21 protein-coding genes are annotated in these 23,011 nt (G+C 72.3%); 13 read left to right on the plus strand and 8 right to left on the minus strand.

Annotated elements, in window-relative coordinates:
* Nucleotides 1-11: 11 nt before the first annotated feature.
* Together ACWCSU_RS46870 and ACWCSU_RS46875 are read right to left on the minus strand one after the other, a co-directional pair.
* Nucleotides 12-1,472 (minus strand): alpha/beta hydrolase, encoded by a 1,461-nt coding sequence (locus tag ACWCSU_RS46870; RefSeq protein ID WP_449942836.1) that lies wholly within the window; start codon nucleotides 1,470-1,472, stop codon nucleotides 12-14.
* Between the two features lie 92 nt (nucleotides 1,473-1,564).
* Complete coding sequence (locus tag ACWCSU_RS46875) at nucleotides 1,565-1,777, minus strand: DUF2530 domain-containing protein (RefSeq protein WP_357696581.1); 213 nt, start codon at nucleotides 1,775-1,777, stop codon at nucleotides 1,565-1,567.
* A gap of 91 nt (nucleotides 1,778-1,868) precedes the next feature.
* Between ACWCSU_RS46875 and ACWCSU_RS46880 the strand changes: the two genes are divergently transcribed.
* From ACWCSU_RS46880 to thpR, 4 genes are all read left to right on the plus strand, one after another.
* Complete coding sequence (locus ACWCSU_RS46880; protein WP_449942974.1) at nucleotides 1,869-3,305, plus strand: NCS2 family permease; 1,437 nt, start codon at nucleotides 1,869-1,871, stop codon at nucleotides 3,303-3,305.
* Between the two features lie 126 nt (nucleotides 3,306-3,431).
* A complete protein-coding gene (locus ACWCSU_RS46885) occupies nucleotides 3,432-3,878 on the plus strand; it encodes a MarR family winged helix-turn-helix transcriptional regulator (protein WP_357696577.1) in 447 nt (148 codons plus the stop codon).
* A gap of 23 nt (nucleotides 3,879-3,901) precedes the next feature.
* Nucleotides 3,902-5,143 (plus strand): MFS transporter, encoded by a 1,242-nt coding sequence (locus ACWCSU_RS46890; protein ID WP_449942838.1) that lies wholly within the window; start codon nucleotides 3,902-3,904, stop codon nucleotides 5,141-5,143.
* Nucleotides 5,144-5,173: 30 nt separating this feature from the next.
* Nucleotides 5,174-5,731 carry an RNA 2',3'-cyclic phosphodiesterase gene (gene thpR, locus ACWCSU_RS46895; RefSeq protein ID WP_357696573.1) on the plus strand — a complete coding sequence of 186 codons (558 nt, stop codon included), beginning with the start codon at nucleotides 5,174-5,176 and terminating at the stop codon, nucleotides 5,729-5,731.
* A 146-nt stretch (nucleotides 5,732-5,877) separates the two neighbouring features.
* On the opposite strand, the gene ACWCSU_RS46900 is transcribed toward thpR, so the two are convergent.
* The gene (locus ACWCSU_RS46900; protein WP_357696571.1) at nucleotides 5,878-6,846 is read right to left on the minus strand and encodes an aldo/keto reductase; all 969 of its coding nucleotides are present in this window, start codon (nucleotides 6,844-6,846) and stop codon (nucleotides 5,878-5,880) included.
* Nucleotides 6,847-6,916: 70 nt separating this feature from the next.
* On the opposite strand from ACWCSU_RS46900, the gene ACWCSU_RS46905 reads away from it, so the two are divergent.
* Nucleotides 6,917-8,188 carry an MATE family efflux transporter gene (locus tag ACWCSU_RS46905; protein WP_449942840.1) on the plus strand — a complete coding sequence of 424 codons (1,272 nt, stop codon included), beginning with the start codon at nucleotides 6,917-6,919 and terminating at the stop codon, nucleotides 8,186-8,188.
* A 35-nt stretch (nucleotides 8,189-8,223) separates the two neighbouring features.
* Nucleotides 8,224-9,222 carry a hypothetical protein gene (locus ACWCSU_RS46910; protein ID WP_449942842.1) on the plus strand — a complete coding sequence of 333 codons (999 nt, stop codon included), beginning with the start codon at nucleotides 8,224-8,226 and terminating at the stop codon, nucleotides 9,220-9,222.
* Between the two features lie 4 nt (nucleotides 9,223-9,226).
* Here ACWCSU_RS46910 and ACWCSU_RS46915 read toward each other — a convergent pair whose 3' ends face one another.
* A complete protein-coding gene (locus ACWCSU_RS46915) occupies nucleotides 9,227-9,598 on the minus strand; it encodes a hypothetical protein (protein ID WP_449942843.1) in 372 nt (123 codons plus the stop codon).
* Nucleotides 9,599-9,670: 72 nt separating this feature from the next.
* On the opposite strand from ACWCSU_RS46915, the gene lhgO reads away from it, so the two are divergent.
* From lhgO to ACWCSU_RS46945, 6 genes are all read left to right on the plus strand, one after another.
* Nucleotides 9,671-10,861, plus strand: a complete 1,191-nt coding sequence (lhgO, locus tag ACWCSU_RS46920; RefSeq protein ID WP_449942844.1) for an L-2-hydroxyglutarate oxidase — start codon at nucleotides 9,671-9,673, stop codon at nucleotides 10,859-10,861.
* A 17-nt stretch (nucleotides 10,862-10,878) separates the two neighbouring features.
* Nucleotides 10,879-11,571, plus strand: coding sequence for a response regulator transcription factor (locus ACWCSU_RS46925; protein ID WP_357696563.1), 693 nt, complete (start codon nucleotides 10,879-10,881; stop codon nucleotides 11,569-11,571).
* A complete protein-coding gene (locus ACWCSU_RS46930; RefSeq protein ID WP_357696561.1) occupies nucleotides 11,571-12,983 on the plus strand; it encodes a sensor histidine kinase in 1,413 nt (470 codons plus the stop codon). Before ACWCSU_RS46925 ends, ACWCSU_RS46930 begins: the two co-directional genes overlap by 1 nt.
* A gap of 74 nt (nucleotides 12,984-13,057) precedes the next feature.
* On the plus strand, nucleotides 13,058-13,717 hold the full coding sequence (locus tag ACWCSU_RS46935; protein WP_357696674.1) for a response regulator transcription factor: 660 nt from the start codon (nucleotides 13,058-13,060) through the stop codon (nucleotides 13,715-13,717).
* A 110-nt stretch (nucleotides 13,718-13,827) separates the two neighbouring features.
* On the plus strand, nucleotides 13,828-15,687 hold the full coding sequence (locus ACWCSU_RS46940; RefSeq protein WP_449942848.1) for an ABC transporter: 1,860 nt from the start codon (nucleotides 13,828-13,830) through the stop codon (nucleotides 15,685-15,687).
* Complete coding sequence (locus ACWCSU_RS46945) at nucleotides 15,684-17,291, plus strand: YfjP family GTPase (RefSeq protein WP_357696557.1); 1,608 nt, start codon at nucleotides 15,684-15,686, stop codon at nucleotides 17,289-17,291. The genes ACWCSU_RS46940 and ACWCSU_RS46945 overlap by 4 nt, the downstream gene beginning before the upstream one ends.
* Before the next feature lie 6 nt (nucleotides 17,292-17,297).
* Here ACWCSU_RS46945 and ACWCSU_RS46950 read toward each other — a convergent pair whose 3' ends face one another.
* The 4 genes from ACWCSU_RS46950 to tdh form a co-directional block, all read right to left on the minus strand.
* The gene (locus ACWCSU_RS46950; protein WP_449942851.1) at nucleotides 17,298-18,458 is read right to left on the minus strand and encodes an MFS transporter; all 1,161 of its coding nucleotides are present in this window, start codon (nucleotides 18,456-18,458) and stop codon (nucleotides 17,298-17,300) included.
* Between the two features lie 123 nt (nucleotides 18,459-18,581).
* Entirely contained in the window at nucleotides 18,582-19,484 is a 903-nt protein-coding gene (locus ACWCSU_RS46955) for a LysR family transcriptional regulator (protein WP_364095357.1), read from the minus strand.
* 13 nt (nucleotides 19,485-19,497) lie between these two features.
* Entirely contained in the window at nucleotides 19,498-20,670 is a 1,173-nt protein-coding gene (locus ACWCSU_RS46960) for a glycine C-acetyltransferase (RefSeq protein ID WP_357696551.1), read from the minus strand.
* Nucleotides 20,670-21,698, minus strand: coding sequence for an L-threonine 3-dehydrogenase (gene tdh, locus ACWCSU_RS46965; RefSeq protein ID WP_357696549.1), 1,029 nt, complete (start codon nucleotides 21,696-21,698; stop codon nucleotides 20,670-20,672). The genes ACWCSU_RS46960 and tdh overlap by 1 nt, the downstream gene beginning before the upstream one ends.
* Nucleotides 21,699-21,868: 170 nt before the next feature.
* On the opposite strand from tdh, the gene ACWCSU_RS46970 reads away from it, so the two are divergent.
* Complete coding sequence (locus tag ACWCSU_RS46970) at nucleotides 21,869-23,002, plus strand: ROK family protein (RefSeq protein ID WP_449942856.1); 1,134 nt, start codon at nucleotides 21,869-21,871, stop codon at nucleotides 23,000-23,002.
* The last annotated feature ends 9 nt before the right edge of the window (nucleotides 23,003-23,011 follow it).

The following is a 23,011-nucleotide window of genomic DNA, read 5'->3' on the forward strand; positions in this document are numbered from 1 at the left end:
CATCTTCCCGTTCAGGCTGCGCAGGTGGTGCCCGCCGCGGGCACCTTCCCGGTCAGCAGGTATGTGTCCACCGTGCGCGTCACGCACCTGTCGCCGCTCAGGTAGGCGCCGTGCCCCTCGCCCTCGTACGTCATGAGCACGCCGGTCCTGAGCTTGGCGTTGAGCGCGGTGGCCCACTCGTACGGCGTGGCCGGGTCGCCCTTGCCGCCGATGACCACGATGGGCGCCGAGCCGGTGGCGTCGATGCGCTTGGCCGCGTCGTCGCCGGGCGTGGGCCAGTGGCCGCAGGCGGTGGCGGCGCCGTCCGCCGCCAGGATGGGGAAGATCTTCTTGATCCGGTCGTCGACCCGGGCCATGTCGGCGGCGCTCGGGCGTTCGGTGGTGTCGGCGCAGGTGATGGCCTGCAGGCTGGTCATCATGGTGGAGTAGGTGCCGTCGGGGCGCCGTCCGGTGTAGGCGTCGGCCAGGGCGAGCAGGGTGGCGCCGTCGCCCCTGATCCCGGCCGCGGCGGCCTGCTCCAGCACCGGCCAGGCGGACTTGGCGTACAGCGGGGTGATGACGGCGAGCTGGGCCAGGCCGTAGGTGAGCTGCCGGTCGCCGACCTTGAGCGGCCTGGTCCTGAGGCCGTCGAGCAGCCTCTCGACGGCGCTCTTGACGGCGGCCGGGTCCTGGCCGAGGTCGCAGGTCTGCGCCACGCAGTCCTTCGCGAACGCCTCGAAGGCGCGGGCGAAGCCGGTGGCCTGGGTGACGGCGCGCTCCTCGAACGTGACCGTGGGGTCGAAGGCGCCGTCGAGGACGAAGCGGCCGACGTTCGCGGGGAAGCGGGTGGCGTAGACGGCGCCGAGGTGGGTGCCGTAGGAGAAGCCGAAGTAGTTGAGCTGACGGTCGCCGAGGGCGGCCCTGATGCGGTCGAGGTCTTCGGCGGCGTCCACGGTGCCCACGTGGGGCAGGATCGGGCCGGAGTCCTTCTCGCAGGCCGCGGCGAACTTCTTCGCCGTCGCGTCGCCGTCGGCGCCGGTGGGCGCGGCGAGGAGGGCGTCGAGTTCGCCGCCGCACTTGACGCCGGCGCTGCGATCGACGCCGCGGGGGTCGAAGCTGACGAGGTCGTAGCGGCCGCCCAGGCTGCCGAACGCCTTCGCGACCTGGGCCAGCGTGTCGACGCCGGACGCCCCGGGCCCGCCGAAGTTGAAGACCAGCGAGCCGAGGGGCTCGCCGGTGGCCTTCACCCGGATCAACGCCAGGTCGATCTTCCGGCCGCCGGGATCGCCGTAGTCGAGGGGCACCCGCACGGCCCCGCACTGGACGGACGCGTCGGCGGGCAGCGGCTTGCCGTCGGGCCCGGTCAGCTCGGCGCACGGGCTCCAGGCGACGGCGCTCCCGGCGGGACCGGGCTGCTTCGCGGGCCCACCCGTGGTGCCGCAGCCCGCGAGAACGGCGGCTCCCACGAGCAGCGCCGACATCGCCTTCTTCATGCCGGCCGGCCTGCGGACACGGCATCGGTCCAGGTGGTGGGGAGAGACATGGGTTCCTGACGACTTCGAGGATGTGCGGAGGACGACGAACGTCACCCCCGGCGCGGACGGCGGACGAACCACATGCCGAAGAGGCCGAACCCGACCCCGGTGACGCAGGTCCAGATCCACCACGTGTTCTCGGGCGCCGGGCGGAAGATCAGCAGGACGATCAGCGCGACGGCCCACAGGGCGGTGCCGACCCCGACGGCGGCCGTGTCGTTGGTCTTGATCGGCTCGGGATCGGGGTGCCACTGCTGCTTCACGTGTCCAGCCTAGCTTCCAATCGGGTCTCGATCCGATTGCGGACACTTTTCCCAGTTCACCACTACTGTCACTCTTCGGCGCGTGAGTGACATGCGTAATGCAATAGACCGTTTCTTCGCAATCTCTGAACGAGGCTCGACGATCTCCCGTGAGGTGCGCGGCGGCCTGGCCACGTTCTTCACGATGGCCTACATCGTGGTGCTGAACCCGATCATCCTCGCCTACGGCAAGGACATCGAAGGCCAGGTCATCGGCGACGGCACGACCCCGCAGGTGCCGCTGGTCGCCGCGGGCACGGCGTTCGTGGCCGGCGTGCTGACGATCATCATGGGCGTGGTCGGCCGGGTGCCGTTCGCGATGGCCGCCGGGCTCGGGCTGAACGCGTTCGTGACCTTCAACATCGCCACGATGATGACCTGGGAGGAGGCCATGGGCCTGGTCTTCCTCGAAGGCGTCATCATCGCGATCCTGGTGCTGACCGGCCTGCGGACGGCGGTGTTCCGCGCCATCCCGGCCCAGCTCAAGACCGCCATCAGCGTCGGCATCGGCCTGTTCATCGCGCTGATCGGCTTCGTGGACGCCGGTTTCGTGCGCAAGGCCGCGGGCACGCCGCTGGAGCTGGGCATCGGCGGCCAGCTCACGTCCTGGCCGGTCCTGGTGTTCATCGTCGGCCTGCTGGCCACGGCGGCCATGGTGGCGCGGAAGGTCAAGGGCGCGATCCTGATCGGCATCGTCGTCTCGACCGTGCTGGCGGTCGTCGTCCAGGTGCTGACCAAGCTGGAGCGGGCCACGCCGGAGAGCCCCGGCGGCTGGCAGCTCAACGTTCCCGCCATCCCCGAGGCCGGCGAGATCTTCGGCTTCCACAACCCGCTGACGCTGTTCACGGAGTTCGACCCGATCGGCGCCTTCAGCCGGATCTCCGTGCTGCTGGCCGTGCTGTTCGTGTTCACCCTGCTCATCACCGACTTCTTCGACACGATGGGCACGATCGTCGGCGTCGGCCGCCAGGCGGGCCTGGTCCAGGCCGACGGCACGCTGCCGCGGACCAAGGAGATCCTGCTCGTCGACTCGATCGCCGCGGCGGCGGGCGGCGCCGGCTCGGTCTCGTCGAACACCACCTACATCGAGTCGGCCGCCGGCGTCGGGGAGGGCGCGCGGACCGGTCTGGCCAGCGTGGTCACCGGCGTGCTGTTCCTGGTGGCCATCTTCTTCGCGCCGCTGGTCGCCGTCGTGCCCTACGAGGCCGCCACGCCCGCGCTGGTCGTCGTCGGCTTCCTCATGATGACCGCCATCCGCGACATCGACTGGGACGACTACGAGATCGCCATCCCGGCCTTCCTCACCATCGTGGTCATGCCGTTCACCTACTCCATCTCGAACGGCATCGGCGCCGGCTTCATCAGCTACGTGCTGGTCAAGGTCGTACGGGGCAAGGCGCGCGAGGTGCACCCGCTGCTGTGGGGCGTCACCGCGCTGTTCGTGCTCTACTTCGCCATCGGCCCGATCCGGGCCGCGATCGGGATCTGACCTCGACATTCCCGGAGCCGCCCCGCACATGTGGGGCGGCTTCGGGGTATCAAGGGGTGAGACGAATCTGACCTAGGGAAATATCTTGCCTTCGCATATAGTTAGCAAAGGTAATGAGACGTGCTAATGAACAACCAGCCCAAGATGGACCTGCGCAGCGACGCGGGCCTGGCCTCAGCCCTGCGCGTGTCGATGGCAAGGCTGACCAGGCGACTCCGGCGTCAGGCGGCGGCGCACTCGCTGACGCCCACCCAGTTCGCGACGCTCGCCGCCGTGGAACGGCATTCCGGGATAACCCCCGGCGAATTGGCCGAGCTAGAGAAGGTGCAACCGCCCTCGATGACGCGCGTGATCGCCGCGCTAGAGGAACGCGGCCTGGTCGCACGCACCCCGCACCCGACCGACCGGCGTCAGGTGACCGTGACCGTGACCGAGGCCGCCCAGACGTTGCTGAAGGAGGAACGCCGCCGCAAGGAGGCGTGGCTGACACAGCGGCTGAAGGAGCTCTCACCGGAGGAGCGGTCGATCCTGCGGCAGGCGGCGCCGATCCTGGAGAAGCTCAGCAAGATATAGAACCCGAGCAACCCAAGACCGGGATGTTCCGGTCGCTCAAGGTTCGCAACTATCGCATGTTCGCGGCAGGTGGCGCCGTCTCCAACGTCGGCACCTGGCTGCAGCGCACCGCCCAGGACTGGCTGGTGCTCGACCTGACCAAGGGCCCGCACGGCGCGGGAGGCAGCGCGGCGGCCCTCGGCCTGGCGACCGCGCTGCAGTTCCTGCCGATGTTGCTGTTCGGGCTCTTCGGCGGCGTGCTCGCCGACCGCTACCCCAAGCGGCCCATCCTCATCGCCGCCCAGTCGATGATGGCGGTGCTCGCGCTCACCATCGGCGTGCTGACCATGACCGGCACCGCGCAGGTCTGGCACGTGTTCGTGATGGCTTTCCTGCTCGGCATGATCTCCTGTGTCGAGGTGCCGACCAGGCAGGCGTTCGTGGTCGAGATGGTCGGACGGCAGGACCTGCCCAACGCCATCGCCCTGAACAGCTCCATCTTCAACCTGGCCCGCGTGGTCGGCCCGGCGCTGGCCGGCATCCTGATCTCCGTGCTGGGCGGCACGGGACCGATCTTCCTGATCAACGCGCTCACCTTCGGCGCGGTGATCTCCAGCCTGATCTTCATGCGCAGCTCCGAGCTCAACCTGTCCGAGCCGGTGCCGAGGGCCAAGGGCCAGCTCCGGGAGGGGCTGCGGTACGTCCTGGGACGCCAGGAACTGCTCATGCCGATCCTGCTGATCGCCTTCGTGTCGATGTTCTCGCAGTCGTTCTCGATGTCGATAGCGCTGATGGCTCGCGAGGTGTTCGGCGCGGGGGCGTCGTCGTTCGGGCTGGCCTCCAGCATGTTCGCGGTGGGCGCGCTGGGCGGCGCGCTGCTGGCGGCGCGGCGGGCCAGGCTCTCGCGCAAGGTGCTCTTCTCCGGGGCGATCGGGTTCGGGCTGTTCCAGGTGCTGACCGGGCTGGCCCCCTTCTACCCGGTCTATCTGCTGCTACTCATCCCGACCGGCATCGCGTTGATCACCATCAACACGGCCGCGAACGCCAGCGTGCAGATCGCCACGTCCCCCGAGATGCGGGGCCGGGTCATGGGCATCTACATGCTCGTCTTCACCGGTGGCGCGCCCGTCGGGGCGCCGCTGATCGGGTGGCTGTCGGAGCTGGGCGGGCCGCGTGCGGGGGTGCTGCTGTCGGGCGTGCTCGTCCTGGTGGGCACCGGGCTGGCGGTGCTGGTGACCAAGCTGATCGGCAACCGGATGGCCAGACCGGCGCTGGCGATGGCGTGAGCCGTCCCGGTCCGGGGACAATCGCATGACATGAGGCTCTTCGCGGCCGTGGTCCCGCCTGAGGAGGCGCTCGACGAGGTCGAGCGCGCCGTGGCGCCGTACGTCGGGCAGGTGCCGGGGCTGCGCTGGGCCGGCCGCCCCACCTGGCACATCACGCTGGCCTTCTACGGCGAGGTGCCCGAGCGGGCGCTGCCCGACCTGGAGACGCGCCTGGCGCGGGCCGCCCACCGACACACGGTGCTCGACCTGGCCCTCGCCGGGGCCGGGGCGTTCTCCTCGGCGCGGCGGGCCAGGGTGTTGTGGGCCGGGGTCGCGGGCGACCCCCTGACCCGGCTGGCCGACTCGGCCCGCGCGGCCGGCCGCCGCGCGGGGGCCGTGCAGACCGACGAGAAACGGTTCCACCCCCACCTCACCCTGGCCAGGGCCCGGACCGACACGGACCTCAGGGAGCTGGTGGAGTCGCTGGCGGCGTTCGCCGGGACGCCCTGGCGGGCCGAGCGGCTGCACCTGTTCCGCAGCCACGGCGGCCCCCAGGTGAGGCACGAGTCACTCGGCGATTGGGCGCTCGCACCGGTGAAGCAGGGCTAGGCTCCAGGGCGTGGACCGTCCTCGCCCCTGGCTGCTGCCCCTCGTGCTGGGCCTGCTGTTCCTCATCGTCATCCTCGGCGCCCTGCTGACCTGAGCCGCCCCGAGCGGCCGGGCCGTGGTCGTGCCGGGCCCGGCCGGTCACGCTCTCACCAGGCGTAGTCCTCCGGCGCGGTGCGGTGGCCGGGGAAGATCTCGTCCAGGCGGGCCAGGGTGGCGTCGTCCAGCTCGATCTCCAGCGTGCGCATGCTGCCTTCGAGCTGCTCCAGCGTGCGCGGGCCGATGATCGGGGCGGTGACCGCGCGCTGCCTGAGCAGCCACGCCAGCGCCACGTACGCCGGGTCCTCGCCCAGCTCGTCGCAGAGCTTCTCGTACGCCTCGATCTTGTCCCGGTGCTTGTCCAGCTCCCTGACCATGGTGTCGGAGGCCGACCGGCCCTTGTCGATCTTGCGCAGGACGCCGCCGAGCAGGCCGCCGGCCAGCGGGCTCCACGGGATCACGCCGATGCCGTAGTCCTCGCAGGCGGGCAGCACCTCCAGCTCCACCGTCCGGGTGAGCAGGTTGTAGTGGCTCTGCTCGCTGGTCAGCCCGAACGTGCCGCGCCGCGCCGCCGTCTCCTGGGCCTTGGCGATGTGCCAGCCCGCGAAGTTGGACGAGCCAACGTAGATGATCTTGCCCTGCTGGCGCAGGATCTCCATGGCCTCCCAGAACTCGTCGAAAGGCGTGTTCCGGTCGACGTGGTGGGCCTGGTAGACGTCGATGTAGTCGGTCTGCATGCGCTTGAGCGAGGCGTCGCAGGCCCGGCGGATGTTCAGCGCCGACAGGCGGCGCTCGTTGGGCCAGTCGCCCATGTCGCCGTAGAGCTTGGTCGCGATGACCGTGCGCTCGCGGCGGCCACCACCCTGGGCGAACCAGCGGCCCAGGATGTTCTCCGTGATGCCCTCGCCCCTCTTCCAGCCGTAGACGTTCGCGGTGTCGAAGAAGTTGATGCCCAGGTCGTGGGCCTTGTCCATGATCGCGAAGGAGTCTTCCTCCGAGGTCAGCGGGCCGAAGTTCATCGTGCCGAGGCAGAGCGGGCTCACCTGGAGGCCGCTGCGTCCGAGGTTGACATAGTCCATGGGGTCCACACTAAATACCTGGAGTGCGCTCCAGGCCATAGGCTGAGTTCGTGATCTGCGCGGAGTCGTCGTGATCGTTCTTCTCCGCGCCGCGTTGCCGATCTTCCTGGCGATGGTCACGGGCATGGTGGGCACGCTGGTGGTCACGTCCGTGCTCGGCAACCACGAGACGGTCGCGCTGGCCGCCTTCGCGGTGATGACGGCGGTGCTCAATCCCGCCACCGCCGCCGTGCAGGGCGCGTTGCGGGGGCTCGGGCCGTTCGTGGCGCCGTACCGGGACGATCCGGGCGCGGCGGTGCCCGTCGTCCGGGACGCGCGCTGGCTCAGCCTGGCCACCGGCACGCTGGGGGCGCTGGCGGTGCTCTGCGTGCCGGCGCTCGCGCGGGTGAGCGGGGTGCCCGGCGAGGTGGTCGGCGAGCTGGGCCTGCTGCCCTGGCTCCTCGCCGCCTACCTGCTGGTCTTCGCCTCCACCGGCGGCGCGAGCACGATCCTGGTGGCGCTCGGCCGCAGCCGCGACGTGTTGTGGGCGAATCTGGCCTTCGGCCTGGTGCTGAGCGCGCTGACCGCGCTGCTGGCGCCGCGGCTCGGGCTCGACGGCGTGGGCCTGGCCTGGGTGGCGGCCGGGGTGGCGGCCGCGGTCGTGGCGAGCCTCAACCTGCGCCGCGCGCTCGGGCGGCCGATCGGGCAGGCGCGGCCCCGGATGGCCGAGATCGTCCGGCTGGCCAGGGTCAGCGTGCCGCTGGCGGCGACCGTGCTGATCAAGTTCGGGGTGCTCGGCGTGGTCACGTTCGCCGCGAGCACCACCGGCGCCCGCGACACCGCCGCGCACGCGGTGCTGACCACGCTCACCGGCCTCATCATGATGGCCTCGCTGTCGGTGGCGCAGGCGTCGGTGCCCGAGGTGGCCCGTGCCGGAGACCCGGCCGGGGCTCGCCGGGCCAACCGCACCGCCGCGCTGCTCGCCGTCGCCGGCACGCTGACCGCCGCCCTGGCGCTGCTGCTGTTCGGCGAGGAGGTGCTCGGGCTGTTCACCGGCGACGTGGCCGTACGCGAGCGGGCGCTCGGGCTGCTGCCGCTGATGCTGCTGTCGTCGCTGGCCGACGCCGCGCAGGCCGTGCAGGGCGTCGGGCTGACCGCGCTGAAGAGGTCCGGGGCGAGCCTGGCCTACTTCGTCCTCGGCTACGGCGCGCTCCTGGCGGCGGCCGTGCCGGTGGCGCGGACGTGGGGGATCACCGGGCTCTGGGTGGCCATGGCGGCGGCCAACGGCCTGCTGCTGGTGCTCCAGGGGGCCGGGTTCCGCCGCCACAGCGCCCGCGTGGGCACGGCCGAGGCGGTGGCCTGAGCGTCCCGGGCCGAGTCGTGGGGCATGATGGCGAGGTGGGGGTTGTCGTGTTCCGGGTTCTGGCCGCCGTGGCGGCGACGTTCGCGCTGTCGGCGGCTCCGGCGTGGGCGGACGACGACGGGCCGGAGAAGCTGTTCACGTTCAAGGACCGGAACATCACCGAGTCGAGCGGCCTGGCCGTGTCGCCCACGCACCAGAACGTCTTCTACACCCACAACGACAGCTCCGCCGCCCCCGTCTTCTACGCGGTCGGCCCCGACGGGCGTACGAAGGCCACCTTCCACCTGCGCGGCGCCGAGGCCCGGGACTGGGAGGCCATGGCCGCGACCAAGGACCCCGCCACCGGGCAGGGCACGCTCTGGTTCGCCGACATCGGCGACAACCTCGACGGCGCATGGCCCGACGTGTCGATCTACAAGGTCGCCGAGCCGCGCACGCTCCGGGACGCCACGCTGCCGGCCACCCGCTACCGCTTCCGCTACGCCGGCGGCGGCCGCAACGCCGAGGGCATCATGATCAACCCGCGCACCGGCCGCCTCTACGTCGTGTCCAAGGAGTTCTCCGGGTCCGTCTACGCCGCGCCGAAGAAGCTCCGCACCGACAAGGTCAACGTGCTGCGCCGGGTCGCCGCGGCCCCGATCATGGCCACGGACGCCGCCTACGCCCCCGACGGCTCCTCCTACGTCATCCGCACGTACTTCTCGGCGACCCTCTACCGGCCCTCCGGGGAGACCCTCGCCAGGGTCACCATGCCGGAGCTGCGGCAGGCCGAGTCGGTCGCCTACACCGCCGACGGCAAGGCCCTGCTGGTCGGCTCCGAGGGCCCGAACAGCCCGGTCTACCGGGTGCCGCTCCCCGAGCGCGCCCAGGCCACGCGCACGCCCACGCCTAAGCCCGTCGCCGCGCAGGAGAGCGCGCGCCCGTCCGACACCGCGGAGCCGAGCGGCCTGACGGCCAAGGACGTGCTGATCTGGCTGGCCGCGGCCGCGGGGGCGACCGGCGTGATCACCTTCATCGCGCGCCGCACCCGCTGAGCCGTCAGGGGTTGCGCATGGTGGCGGTGAACATGTCGCCGCGCAGCGCGCGCTCGACCACCTCGATCGAGCGCGACAGGCGCACCAGCCGCGGCCCCTCCTGGCGGTAGGTGTCGAGCACGCCCTCGACGGCGTGCGGCGGCAGGTGGCCCTTGAGATCGACGGCCGCGCCGCGATAGCCCGCGCGGGCGGCCTCGACCGCCGCCCGGACGTGGTGCCTGGCCATGAAGGCCAGGGCCACCGGGTGCCGCCTCAGCACTTCGTAGGCCCGGTAGTCGGGCGGCACCGCGTCGAGCAGCCAGGCCACCGCCGAGGTCTCCCAGTCGGGGACGCTGGGCGGGCGGACCTCGGCGGGCCACTCTGGCGGGACGTACATGAGGCCATCGTACTCATGTTCGATTCGCCCAGGTATGGCGGCAGGGTGGCCTTTAGCAGGAAAATCGGGTGTGTGACGGAAAAGATCGGTGTCGTCGGGGCGGGGATCGTCGGGCTGGCCGTGGCGCGCGAACTGGCCGCCTCCCGGGGCGCCGAGGTGACCGTGCTGGACAAGGAGCCGCGCGTCGGCGCCCATCAGACCGGGCACAACAGCGGCGTCGTGCACGCCGGGATCTACTACCCGCCGGGCTCGCTCAAGGCCAGGTTGTGCCGGGAGGGCGTGGCGCTGCTCAAGGCGTACTGCGCCGAGCACGGGCTGCCCTACCGCGAGGTCGGCAAGCTGGTCGTGGCCAGTACGCGGGCCGAGCGGGCGCCGCTGCGGGCGCTGGCCGAGCGGGCGCGGGCCAACGGCGTGCCCGGCCTCGCCGAGCTGGACGCCCTCGGCCTGCGCGAGATCGAGCCGCACGCGGTCGGCGTCGCCGCGATCCACTCGCCGCACACCGCCGTCGCCGACTTCCCCGCCGTCGCCCGCGCGCTGGCGCTCGACGTGGCGCGGATGGGCGGCTCGGTACGCCTGTCGCACCCCGTACGGGCGATCCGCGAGACGTCGAAGGGCGTCCAGGTGCTGGCCGGCGGCCGGCGGTTCACCTTCGACCGGCTGGTGGTCTGCGGCGGGCTCGGCACGGACGCGGTCGCCAGGATGGCCGGGGCGCCGGGGGACGTGCGGATCGTGCCGTTCCGGGGCGAGTACTACGCGCTGGCCGGGGCGGCCAAGGAGCTGGTGCGCGGGCTGATCTACCCGGTGCCCGACCCGCGTTACCCGTTCCTGGGCGTGCACCTGACCAGGCACATCGACGACGAGGTGCTGGTGGGGCCGAACGCGGTGCTGGCTCTGGCCTACGAAGGCTACAGATGGCGAGATGTACGAAATTTCGGTCAAATTATGCGTTGGCCGGGAACGCTTCGCATGGCGCGCGCCCACTGGCGTACCGGGATCAAAGAGGTCTACGGCTCCGTCGTCAAGAGCGCCTTCGTCAGGGCCGCCCGCCGGTACGTGCCCGAGCTCACCGCCGCCGACCTCGTCAGGACCGGTGGCGGCGTCCGGGCCCAGGCCGTCGCCAGGGACGGGCGGCTGGTGGACGACTTCGTGGTCGACGTCCAGGGCGGTGTGGTCCTGGTCCGCAACGCCCCTTCGCCCGCGGCGACGTCAAGTCTGGCAATTGCCCGGCATATTGCCGGAATTGTTCCAGCACTGTCCCGATGAGGGCATCCTTGGATGTGATGGAATCACGCCTGCTGATAGTCGAGGACGACCCCAACATCCTCGAACTCCTCGCCGCGAGCCTGAGGTTCGCGGGCTTCGACGTGACCACGGCCAAGAGCGGCCTCGACGCCGTCAGCGCCGTGCAACGGCACCGGCCCGACCTCGTCGTGCTCGACGTCATGCTGCCCGACCTGGACGGCTTCGAGATCGTCCGGCGGATGCGGAGCGGCGGGCTGCACACGCCCGTGGTGTTCCTGACCGCCCGCGACGAGACCGAGGACAAGATCCGCGGGCTCACGATCGGCGGCGACGACTACGTCACCAAGCCGTTCAGCCTGGAGGAGGTCGTGGCCAGGATCCACGCGGTGCTCCGGCGCACGAGCGGGGACGCGCAGGCCGCGCCGCCCAGGCTGACCTTCGCCGACATCGAGCTGGACGAGGAGAGCCACGAGGTCTGGCGCGGCGGCCACGCCGTCTCGCTCTCGCCGACCGAGTTCAAGCTGCTGCGCTACTTCATGACGAACGCCGGCCGCGTGCTGTCCAAGCCCCAGATCCTCGACCACGTCTGGGACTACGACTTCAGGGGCGAGGTGGGCATCGTGGAGTCGTACGTGTCCGTCCTGCGCAGGAAGATCGACAACCGTAGCCCCCGGCTCATCCACACCCTGCGGGGTGTCGGATACGTGCTGCGCCTGCCACCGAGCCCCTGATGAGAGCCCTGCCGCTGAGGGTCAAGCTGATCGCGGCGATGCTGGCGCTGCTCGGCTGCGGCATGACCTTCGTCGGCCTGGTCAGCGTCTCGGTGCTGCACGGCTACCTCATGGACCGGGTGGACAGCCAGCTCAACCTGCTCAGTGTGCGCATGCACAAGAAGGTCATGAGCGACTGGCGGCGGGACAGGGAGACCCCCGACCGCCCGATCCTCATCGAGTCCGACGCGATCGCGCTGGTCAAGGAGCCGGGCGAGGAGTTCGTCCCGATGTTGCGCGACCGCGACGTGGACGCCAAGCCCAAGCCCGTCCTGCGCGGATCGCCCGGCGGCGACGCCTACACCGCGCCCGCCGTCGGCGGCGACGGAGAGTGGCGGGTGCTGCAGAGCGTGCTCCAGCGGCGCACGCTGGTCGTCGCCGTGGACCTGGAGGAGGTGGACGCCATCACCCGGCGGCTCGTGCTGATCGAGCTGCTCGGCGGCGGCGGCATCCTGCTCATCCTGGCGGTCGCGGGCGTCACCATCGTCCGCCGCAGCATGCGGCCGCTCGGGCAGATCGAGCGCACGGCCGAGGCCATCGCGGGCGGGGAGCTCGGCCGCCGGGTGCCGGACGCCGACCCCCGTACCGAGGTGGGCCGCCTGGCCAAGTCGCTCAACGGCATGCTGGCGCAGATCGAGACCGCCTTCGCCGCGCGCTCGGCGTCCGAGGCGGCGGCCCGCCGCTCCGAGGACCGCATGCGCCAGTTCGTCGGCGACGCCTCCCACGAGCTGCGCACCCCGCTGACCTCGATCCGCGGCTTCGCCGAGTACGCCCGCCAGAACCCCGGCGCCGACCCCGCCGAGCTGATGCAGCGCGTGGAGAAGGCCGCCGGGCGCATGAGCCTGCTGGTCGACGACCTGCTGCTGCTGGCCAGGGTGGACCAGCAGCGCCCGCTGCAGATGCGCCCGGTGGACATGCTGGCCCTGGTCGCCGACGCCGTGCACGACGCCCGGATCCTCGCGCCCGACCGTACGGTGAAGCTGGACGTGGTCGGCGGCGCGGCCCTCATCGTCTCCGGTGACGAAGTGCGCCTGCGGCAGGTCATCAGCAACCTCATGACCAACGCCATCGTGCACACCGAGCCCGGCACGCCCATCGTGGTACGCGCCGGGGCGACCGACGACACGGTCTTCACCGAGGTCGCCGACAGCGGCCCCGGCCTGCCCCCCGAGCAGGTCGAGCGGGTCTTCGAACGCTTCTACCGCGCCGACTCCGCGCGCAGCCGCCGCCGCTCCTCCGAGGACCGCGGCAGCGGGCTGGGCCTGGCCATCGTGCAGGCGCTCGTCCGGGCCCACAGCGGGACCGTGACGCTGACCAGCTCGCCCGAGGAGGGCTCGACCTTCAGGGTCGAACTCCCACTCGCCTTGGAGTGAGCCTTCAGCTAACCCTCAGGTGCCTGAGCCACCCTGGAATCGTGACAAAACCCGAGGTCCGCGAGGCGTTGATCATGGTGGTGGACGACGAGCCCAGCATCAGGGACCTGCTCTCCGCCAGCCTGCGCTTCTCCGGGTTCGAGGTGCTGACCGCCGCCGACGGGCAGGAGGCCGTGGAGGTCGCCGAACGCGCCGCGCCCGACCTGGTGGTGCTCGACGTCATGCTGCCCGACCTGGACGGGTTCGAGGTGGCCAGACGGATCGACGCGCCCGTGCTGTTCCTCACCGCCCGGGACGCCACCGAGGACAAGATCGCCGGTCTCCGGGTAGGCGACGACTACGTCACCAAGCCGTTCAGCCTGGAGGAGGTGCAGGCCAGGATCCGGGCGGTGCTGCGGCGTACCAGGACCGAGGGGGCGCCGGTCAGCCGGCTCAAGGTGGCCGACCTGGAGCTGGACGAGGACGCCCGCGAGGTCTGGCGGGCCGGCCGCCAGGTCCGGCTGTCCCCGACCGAGTTCAAGCTGCTGCACTACTTCATGGTCAACGCCGGACGGGTGTTGTCGAAGGCGCAGATCCTCGACCACGTGTGGAACTACGACTTCGGCGGCGACGCCGGCGTCGTCGAGTCGTACGTCTCCTACCTGCGGCGCAAGGTGGACGACGTCGAGCCCCGCCTGATCCACACCCTGCGCAGCGTCGGGTACGTGCTCAGGGAGCCGCCGCCCGCCGGTTGATCCCCGGCCCGCGGCCACGCGCTGTGGACCGTCCCGGCGCGCTCACCGTAGCGTGGACCTGCGGGCGCGAGGTGTCGAGCGGCGTACCGCGGGAAGCGGGGTTGGCACCTATGGAGCTGCTGGGGGCGTTGGAGTCGTTGCGCCGCCCGCTCGATCGCGAGCTGTTCCCGCTGGCGATCGGCGAGGCCGCGGCGGACCGGCGTGCCCTGCGCGAGCTGACCGGCCAGCTCGACGACTACCTGCTGCCGCGGCTGCGGGCGATCGACGCGCCGCTGCTGGCCGTCGTCGGCGGGTCCACCGGGGCGGGCAAGTCCACGCTGGTCAACTCGCTGGTCGGAGCCGACGTGGCCGAGCCGGGCGTGCTGCGGCCCACCACGCTGGTGCCCACGCTCGTCGTCAGCCCGGCCGACCGCGACTGGTTCACGGGCCAGAACGTGCTGCCCAGCCTGTCCCGCGCCACCGGCGGCCCCGGGAGGCCCAGTGCTGCCGGCGGTGCCGGCTCGCTGCGCGTGGTCGTGTCCGACGCGCTCGGCGCCGGGCTGGCGCTGCTCGACGCCCCCGACATCGACTCCGTGGTGACCTCCAACCGGGAGCTCGCCGCGCAGCTCCTCGCTGCCGCCGACCTGTGGCTGTTCGTCACCACCGCCGCCCGGTACGCCGACGAGGTGCCCTGGAGCTTCCTGCGCTCGGCCCGCGAACGCAGCACGGCCCTGGCCGTCGTCCTCGACCGGATCGCGCCCGAGGCCGTCGAGCCCGTCTCCCGTGACCTCGACCGCCTCCTGGCGGAGAACGGCCTGTCGGGCACCCGGCTGTTCACCGTGCCGGAGGCCGCGCTGCCCGACGAGAAGGCGCGGCTGCCGGAGGAGTCGGTGCGGCCCATCGTCTCCTGGCTCACGGGGCTGGCCGCCGACGCCGCCGAACGGTCCCGGGTCGTACGCCAGACGTTGTCGGGCGCCCTGGACAGCCTGGACACCCGCGTCCCCGCGCTGGCCACGGCCGTCGAGCGCCAGCAGGCCGCCTTCGACGGGCTGCGGACGATCGTGACCGGCGCGTACGCGGGCGGCATGGCCGACTTCGACGAGGGCATGCGCGACGGCTCCCTGCTGCGCGGCGAGGTGCTGGCCCGCTGGCAGGACTTCATCGGCACCGGCGACCTCATGCGGTCCCTGGAGAGCCGGGTCGGGTGGCTGCGTGACCGGATCGTCGGCTTCTTCACCGGCCGCGCCCCCGCCGTCGAGCTCAAGGACGCCCTGGAGAGCGGCGTCGAGTCGCTGATCAGGGGCGCGGCCGACGGCGCGGCCGAACGCGCGCTCGAAGGGTGGTCGGCCGCGCCCGGCGGGGGCGGGCTGCTCGACCGGCTCGGCGCCATGGAGGCCGCGCGGCTCGGCCGGGCCTCTCCGGACCTGGGCAGGCGGGCCGAGGCGGCGGTGCGCGGCTGGCAGGAGTTCGTCCTCGACCTCGTACGGGAGGAGGGGGCGGAGAAGCGGACCACGGCGCGGCTCGCGTCGTTCGGGGTCAACGGGGCGGGGCTGCTGCTCATGCTGGCCGTGTTCGCCTCGACCGGCGGGCTCACCGGGATCGAGGTCGGCATCGCGGGCGGGACGAGCGTGTTGTCGCAGAAGCTGCTGGAGGCCGTCTTCGGCGACCAGGCCGTGCGCTCGCTGACCACGCGGGCCCGCGAGGACCTGCGGGAACGGGTGCGCGTGCTGCTGGCGGAGGAGGCCGCCCGCTTCACCGCCCGGCTGGAGACCGTCGAACCGCCCAGGGGCACGGCCGACGCGTTGCGCGCGGCGGCCCGCGCGATCCACGACCACCGCGCCGAACTCCCCACCCCCCGCACGGCCGAACTCCCCGCCCCTGAGGCCCCGACAGCTGAACTCCCCGCTCCTGAGGCCCCGACAGCCGAGCTGCCCGCTCCTGACGGTCCCACGGCCGAGTCGCCCGCTCCCGACCGTGCGGAGGGGCCGTGAAGCTGCTGCGCCGCAAGGAGGGCCCCTCGCTCGACGCCCGGCTGGCCGCCCTGCTGGAGGCCGCCGAACTGGCCGAGGGACGCCTCCCCGAGCAGGACGTGTCCGCCGCGCGGGCCGTCGCGGAACGGGCCGGCGCACGCCGCAGCCTCTCGGTCGACCACACCGTGGCCGCGCTCGCCGGCGCGACGGGCAGCGGCAAGTCCTCCCTCTACAACGCCCTGGCCGGCGAGGAACTGGCCGCCGTGGGCGTCACCAGGCCCACGACCTCCACCGCCCAGGCCGCCCTGTGGGACGGCGAGGGCGCCGGCCCGCTGCTGGACTGGCTCGACGTCCCGCGCCGCCACTCCGCCGCCGAGGCGCCGGGGACGTCCGGTCTCGTCCTCCTCGACCTGCCCGACCACGACTCGATCCGGCTCTCCCATCGCCTTGAGGTGGACCGCCTGGTGGCGCTGGTGGACCTTCTCGTCTGGGTCGTCGACCCCCAGAAGTACGCCGACGCCGCGCTGCACGAGCGCTACCTGCGTCCGCTGGCCGGACACCGCGACGTGATGCTGGTGGTGCTCAACCAGGTGGACCGCCTGCCTCCACAGGCTGTGGAACGCTGCGTGGCCGACCTGCGCCGCCTCCTGGAGGAGGACGGGCTCGCGGGCGTGCCGGTGCTGCCGGTCTCCGCCAGGACCGGCGCCGGCCTGCCGGAGCTGCGCTCGATCCTGGCCGACCGGGTCGCCCGGCGCGAGTCGTGGGCCGCCCGCCTGGCCGCCGACGTCACCACCGCCGCCGGCCACCTGGCCGTGGACGGCCCGCCGCCCGGCCCCGGCGCCAAGCGGGTGGCGGGGCTGGACCGGCGGCTCACGGGCGCGCTCTCCCAGGCCGCCGGGGTGCCGCTGGTCCTGGAGGCCGTGGCCAAGGGACACCGGCACCGTGCCGTGGTCGCCACGGGCTGGCCGGTCACCCGGTGGCTGCGCAGGTTCCGGCCCGACCCGTTGCGCAGGCTCAGGATCGGGGTGGGGCGGCCGGACAAGGAGATCGTGGGGCGTACGTCGGTGCCGGCGGCGTCGGCCGTACAGCGCACGCAGGTCGAGACGGCGATCAGGGACGTCGGCGAGGCGGCCGCGGCGGACCTGCCCGGCCCGTGGGCGGCGGCGGTGCGGCAGGCCGCGCGCTCGCGCTCCCCGGAACTGGCCGACGCGGTCGACCGGGCCGTGGGCCGCACCACCGCCGGGACCACCCGCAGGCCGCGGTGGTGGCGGATGGTGAACGTGTTGCAGTGGGTCGTCTTCGCCACCATGGCGGCGGGCGCCCTGTGGCTGGGCGTGCTGTTCGGGATGGACTACCTGCGCCTGCCGCAGCCGCCGCTCCCCACCCTGGGCGCGGTGCCGTGGCCGACCGTGCTGCTGGCGGGCGGCGCGCTGGCCGGGGTGGTGATCGCGTTGTTGTCCCGACTGGCCGCGTGGGCGGGCGGGCGGCGCAGGGCCGGACGTACGGCGCGGGCCCTGCGTACCGCCATCGGCGAGGTCGCCGAGAACTACGTGCTGGACCCCGTGACGGCCGAACTCGACCGCTACACCCGCTTCACGGACGCCGTCACCACAGCCCGCTCCTGACCACCGTCACGCTCTTTTCCTACCGAGCAGTGGGACCGCGAGCAGGGCGCCCAGCAGGGCGGACGCCGCGCTCACCAGGAACGGCGCCGACGCCCCGGACCACTGCCCGGCCACCCCCGCCACCCCCGATCCCGCCGCGGCGCCCATCCCCATGGCCGTGGACAACCACCCGAACGCCTCTCCCTGGGCCCCGGGCGCGAACCGGTCCACCAGCAGCGACGACGTCGTCAGCGCCGGATTCAGCACCAGCCCCCCGGCGAACAGCATCGCCCAGAACGCCGGCAACGCCCCGACCACCGCCAGCGGCGCCAGCACGACCCCGAGCACCAGCATCAACCCCACCAGCCGCGCCGCCGGCGAGGACGCCCACGTACGGGCCCCGTACCCGGCCGCCCCGGCGATGCCGCCCAGTGAGAGCGCCGCCACGAGCAGCCCGGTGGCGGCGGGCACGTCCCGGGCGGCGGCCATCGCGGGCACCCCCACCTGCAGCGCGCCCATGGTCCCGCCGAGCAGCAGCACCACCACGGCCAGCAGCGCCGGCATCCCGCGGTCGGCGAAGACCCGCCCGCCCTCCCGTACGGGAGCCGTCCCGTCGGCCCGCAGCGCCCGCGAGAAGGCCAGCGTGCCCGCCCCCGCGGCCACCGCCACCACCCCCAGCGCCAGCGAGGACGAGGCCGCCGCGATCACCAGCCCGAACAGCAGCGGCCCGACCAGCATGGCCAGCTCCTGCACCAGGTAGACCAGGCTGTAGACGGCCGTACGGGCGTCGTCGCCGACCTGCCGCCCCCATTCGACGCGCATGCTCACCGAGATCGGCGGCAGCCCGGCCCCGGCGACCCAGCCCAGCGCCACGAACGTCCACGCCGGCCAGCCGCCCGCCGCCGCAGCGACCAGTGCGATCAGCCCGGCGACGTGCAGGAACGCCGTCGCCGTGAGCACCGCCCGAGGGCCGCGCCGGTCCATCAGCCGCCCCTGGACGGGCCTGCCCATGCCCGCGCCCACCGAGAACGCCGCCGCGCACGTCCCGGCGAGCGCCAGCGACCCGGTCGCCGCCTGCACGACCAGGACCATCCCTACGGGCGCGACCTGCTGCGTGAGCTGGGAAAGGAAGCCGAACACGGCCTGCGCCCCGACCCCCGGCATCCTGAACAGGCCCCGATACGGCATATCCATCCCCATACGCCCACGCTAACCCCAAGATCGCCGATCTTCCCCGTCCGGAAGGCGGCAGAGCGCTGCCCCGGCCTTCCACAGGGTCGCGACGGCCCTGGAGCGGCCCTCCGGGGGCGGTCAGTCGGAGGTGAGGGAGGCGGCGACCGTGCGCAGGGCGGAGAGCAGGGGGAGGAGCAGGGGGTGTGCGTCTGAGCCCCGGCGGGTCGCGGCGAAGACCCGGCGGTCGGGCCCCGGCGTGTGGCGCACCACGACCCCCGTCAGCGCCATGTCCCGGAGCGCGAGCCGCGGTACGAGCGCCACCCCCGCCCCCGCCCCCACCAGCGCCACCACGGCCCGGAAGTCGTCGGAGCAGTGGACGACGTTGGGCGTGAAGCCCACCTGCTGGCAGGCGAAGGTGATGACGTCGTGCACGGGATTGCCCGGGTAGGGGCCGATCCAGGTGTCGGCGGCGAGCGACACCAGCGTGGCCGACCCCGCTTCCGGATGCCCCTCCGGCAGGACCAGGTCGAACGGCTCGGCGTACAGGGGGATGCGCGACAGCCGGCGGTCGGCGGCATCGGGCCCGCCCCGGTACTCGACCGTCACCGCCAGGTCGGCCCCGCCGTCGAGCAGCATGGCCAGGCTGTGGTCGCCCTCGGCGTCGAGCACCCGGACCTTGAGGGCGGGCGCGGTGGCGCGCAGGGCGGCGATGGCGGGGGAGAGCACGGCGCTGATCGCGGTGGCGAAGCAGGCCACGGTCACCTCGCCGGCCTCGCCCGTGGTGTACGCGGCCACCTCGGCCTCGGCGCGTTCGAGCTGGGCCAGCACCTCGTTGGCGTGCCCCACCATGATCTTGCCCACGGCGGTGAGGTGCACGCCCCGGCCGTCACGCGTGAACAGCCGGTGGCCCACCTCGTGCTCCAGAGCCACGAGCTGCTGGGAGACCGCCGAAGGGGTCAGGTGGAGCGCCGCCGCGGCGGCGGTGACCGTGCCGTGGTCGGCCACCGCCCGCAGTGTGCGAAGCCGCCGCGTGTCAATCACGCAGCGAGAATACTCAACCCTGGCGAGCCTGGACGAACGCCGCCACGGCCCGGTCGACGTCCTCGGCCGAGTGGGCGGCCGAAAGCTGCACCCTGATCCTGGCCTGGCCGTGCGGGACGACCGGGTAGGAGAAGCCGATCACGTAGACACCCAGGTCGAGGAGGCGTTCGGCCATGGCTCCCGCCTCGCCGGCGTCGCCGATCATCACGGGCACGATCGGGTGATCGCCCGGCAGGATGTCGAACCCGGCCTTGGTCATCTCGCCGCGGAAGCGCGCGGTGTTCGAGCGCAGCCGCTCGCGCGCCTCGCCGGACGTCTCCAGCAGGTCGAGGATGCGCAGCGAGGCCGCCGCGATGACGGGGGCCAGGGAGTTGGAGAACAGGTACGGCCGCGACCGCTGGCGCAGCAGCTCGCAGACCTCCTTGCGGGCCGAGACGTAGCCGCCGCTGGCCCCGCCGAGCGCCTTGCCCAGGGTGCCGGTGATGATGTCGACGCGGTCGGTCACGCCGTGCAGCTCGGGTGTGCCACGGCCGGTGGGGCCGACGAAGCCGACGGCGTGGGAGTCGTCCACCATGACCATGGCGTCGTACCGGTCGGCCAGGTCGCAGATCTCGCGCAGGGGGGCGAGGTAGCCGTCCATGGAGAAGACGCCGTCGGTGACGATCAGCCGCCGCCGGGCGTCGGACGCCTCCTTGAGCCTGGCCTCCAGCTCGGCCATGTCACGGTTGGCGTAGCGGAAGCGCTGGGCCTTGGACAGCCGGATGCCGTCGATGATGCTCGCGTGGTTGAGCGCGTCGGAGATCACCGCGTCCTGGGCGTCGAGCAGGGTCTCGAAGACGCCGCCGTTGGCGTCGAAGCACGAGCTGTAGAGGACGGTGTCCTCCATGCCCAGGAAGTCCGACAGGCGCGATTCGAGCTCCTTGTGCACCTCCTGGGTGCCGCAGATGAACCGCACGGACGCCATGCCGAAGCCCCAGCGGTCGAGCGCCTGCTTGGCCGCCTCGACCACCTCGGGGTTGTCGGCCAGGCCCAGGTAGTTGTTGGCGCAGAAGTTCAGCACCTCGCGCCCGGCCACGCCGACCTGGGAGCTCTGCGGGGTGGTGATCACCCGCTCGGGCTTGAGCAGCCCGGCCTCGGTGATCTCGTCGAGCGTCGTACGCAGCTGCTCGCGCACGTTCGTGAACATCAAGCGCTCCAATCGAGGATGACCTTGCCCGTACGGCCGCTCGCGGCCGTGTCGAAGGCGGCGTCGAAGTCGTGGTACGAAAACCGATCAGTGATCACGGGGGAGAGGTCGAGCCCCTTTTCCAGCAGGACTGACATGTTGTACCAGGTCTCGTACATCTCCCGGCCGTAAACGCCCTTGATCGTGAGCATCGAGGTCACCACGGTCGCCCAGTCGACGGCGAACTCCTCGGCGGGAAGACCGAGCATCGCGATCTTCCCTCCGTGCGTCATGTTCGCGATCATGTCTCGCATGGCCCCTGGGTTACCGGACATCTCCAGCCCGACGTCGAAGCCCTCCCGCATGTGGAGCTGGCGCACGCCCTCGCCGATCGACGCCCTGGAGACGTTGAGCGCGAGCGAGACGCCGAGCTTGCCGGCCAGGTCGAGGCGCTCGTCGCTGACGTCGGTGATCACCACGTTGCGCGCGCCGACGTGCGTGGCCACGGCCGCGGCCATGAGGCCGATCGGGCCGGCGCCGGTGATCAGCACGTCCTCGCCGACCAGGGGGAAGGACAGTGCGGTGTGCACGGCGTTGCCGAACGGGTCGAAGATGGCCGCCACGTCGGGATGAACGGGCACCCGGTGCACCCACACGTTCGAGGCGGGCAGGGTGACGAACTCGGCGAACGCGCCGTCCCGGTTCACGCCGAGGCCGACCGTGTTGCGGCACAGGTGGCGGCGTCCGGCCATGCAGTTGCGGCACTTGCCGCAGACGATGTGGCCCTCGCCGCTCACCAGGTCGCCGACGGCGATGTCCTCCACACCGGGCGCGACCTCGACCACGTGGCCGCTGAACTCGTGTCCGACGACGAGCGGGAGCTTCAGCGTGTGCCGCGCCCAGTCGTCATATTTGCGGATGTGCAGGTCGGTGCCACAGATGCCGGTACGCAGCACCCGGATCTTCACCTCGCCCGGCCGAACCTCGGGCTCCGGCACGTCCACCAGCCAAAGGCCGGGCTCGGCCTTCTGCTTGACCAGCGCTTTCATCGATTCACTTCCCCCTGTTCCGAACCTAACGCACTGTGCCCGCTCCCCTCGGAACCTGTCCATCGAGGGATTCTTAAGTGCCCCCACAGCTCAGCTTCACGCGGCAGCGGGACCAGGCACAATTACGAAATAAGCTTGTAGATGACCTGCCCGTCGACTCGGAGGTATCGGTGCGACAGCAGAGCGGCGACGCCTCGCTCCTGCGCAAGCTCAACTCGGCGGCCATCCTGCGCGTGCTGCGCGAGGCCGACGTGGCCACGCTGTCGGAGCTGGCCAGGGCGGCCCGGGTGTCCAGGCCGACGGCCGAGGTCATCGTCGACGACCTGGTCACCGAGGGCTGGGCGGAGGAGTGCGAGGAGGAGGCCGGCGACCGCCAGCGAGGGCGACCGGCCAAGCGGTTCAGGTTCCGCGCCTCGGCGGGGCACGTGCTGGGCGTCGGCATCGGCGGTTCCAGCCTGCGCGCCATGCTGGCCGACCTGAACGGCACGATCACGGTCACCCGCCGCGCGCCCAACCACCGGGACATGCCCGCCGCCGAGCGGCTGGACGAGATCGTCGAGCTCGCCTCGGCGACCGCCGCCCAGGCCGGGCTGGCGCTCGCGGACGTCACCGTCGTCGGCGTGGGCACCACCGGCACGGTCGACGGCTCCGGGCGCGTCGTGAAGAGTGTCGCCCTGTCCGACTGGACCGGCATCGACCTCCAGGGCGAGCTGTCGGCCCGCATCCCCGCGCCGGTGCTCGTCGAGAACGACATGCGCCTGGCCGTCCTCGCCGAGCACTGGCGGGGCGCCGCCCAGGGCCGCGACGACGTCGTCTACCTGTTCACCGGCGACCGCATCGGCATGGGCCTGCTCATCGGCGGCCGGCCGTACCGGGGGGCGCACGCGGCCGGCGGTGAGATCGGCGCCCAGCCGCACAACAACTGGACGGCCTTCCGGCACGTCCTGGAGTACGCGATGGCCGTCGAGCCGGGCGAGCTGCGCTCCAGCAGGCAGAGCGCCGAGTTCGCGATCGCCAGGGCCCGCGCCGGCGACGAGCGGGCGGGCCGGGCGGTCAGGGAGTTGGCGCGCGGCCTGGCCGCCGGGCTCATCACGGTGGTCAATCCGCTCGACCCGGACTTGGTGGTCATCGGCGGCAGCCTGTCCTCGGCCGGAGACCTGCTGGTCGAGCCGGTGCGCGAGGTGTTCGAGGAGTACTGCCTCTATCCGCCGGAGGTGGTCGCGTCAGGGCTGGGCAGCGAGTGCATCACGCTGGGTGCTGTCCGTTTTGCCCTCGACCAGGCGAATCGACTGCTCTTTACGTAGCTTTCTTGG

It is taken from the genome of Nonomuraea sp. NPDC001699 (genome assembly GCF_053596455.1).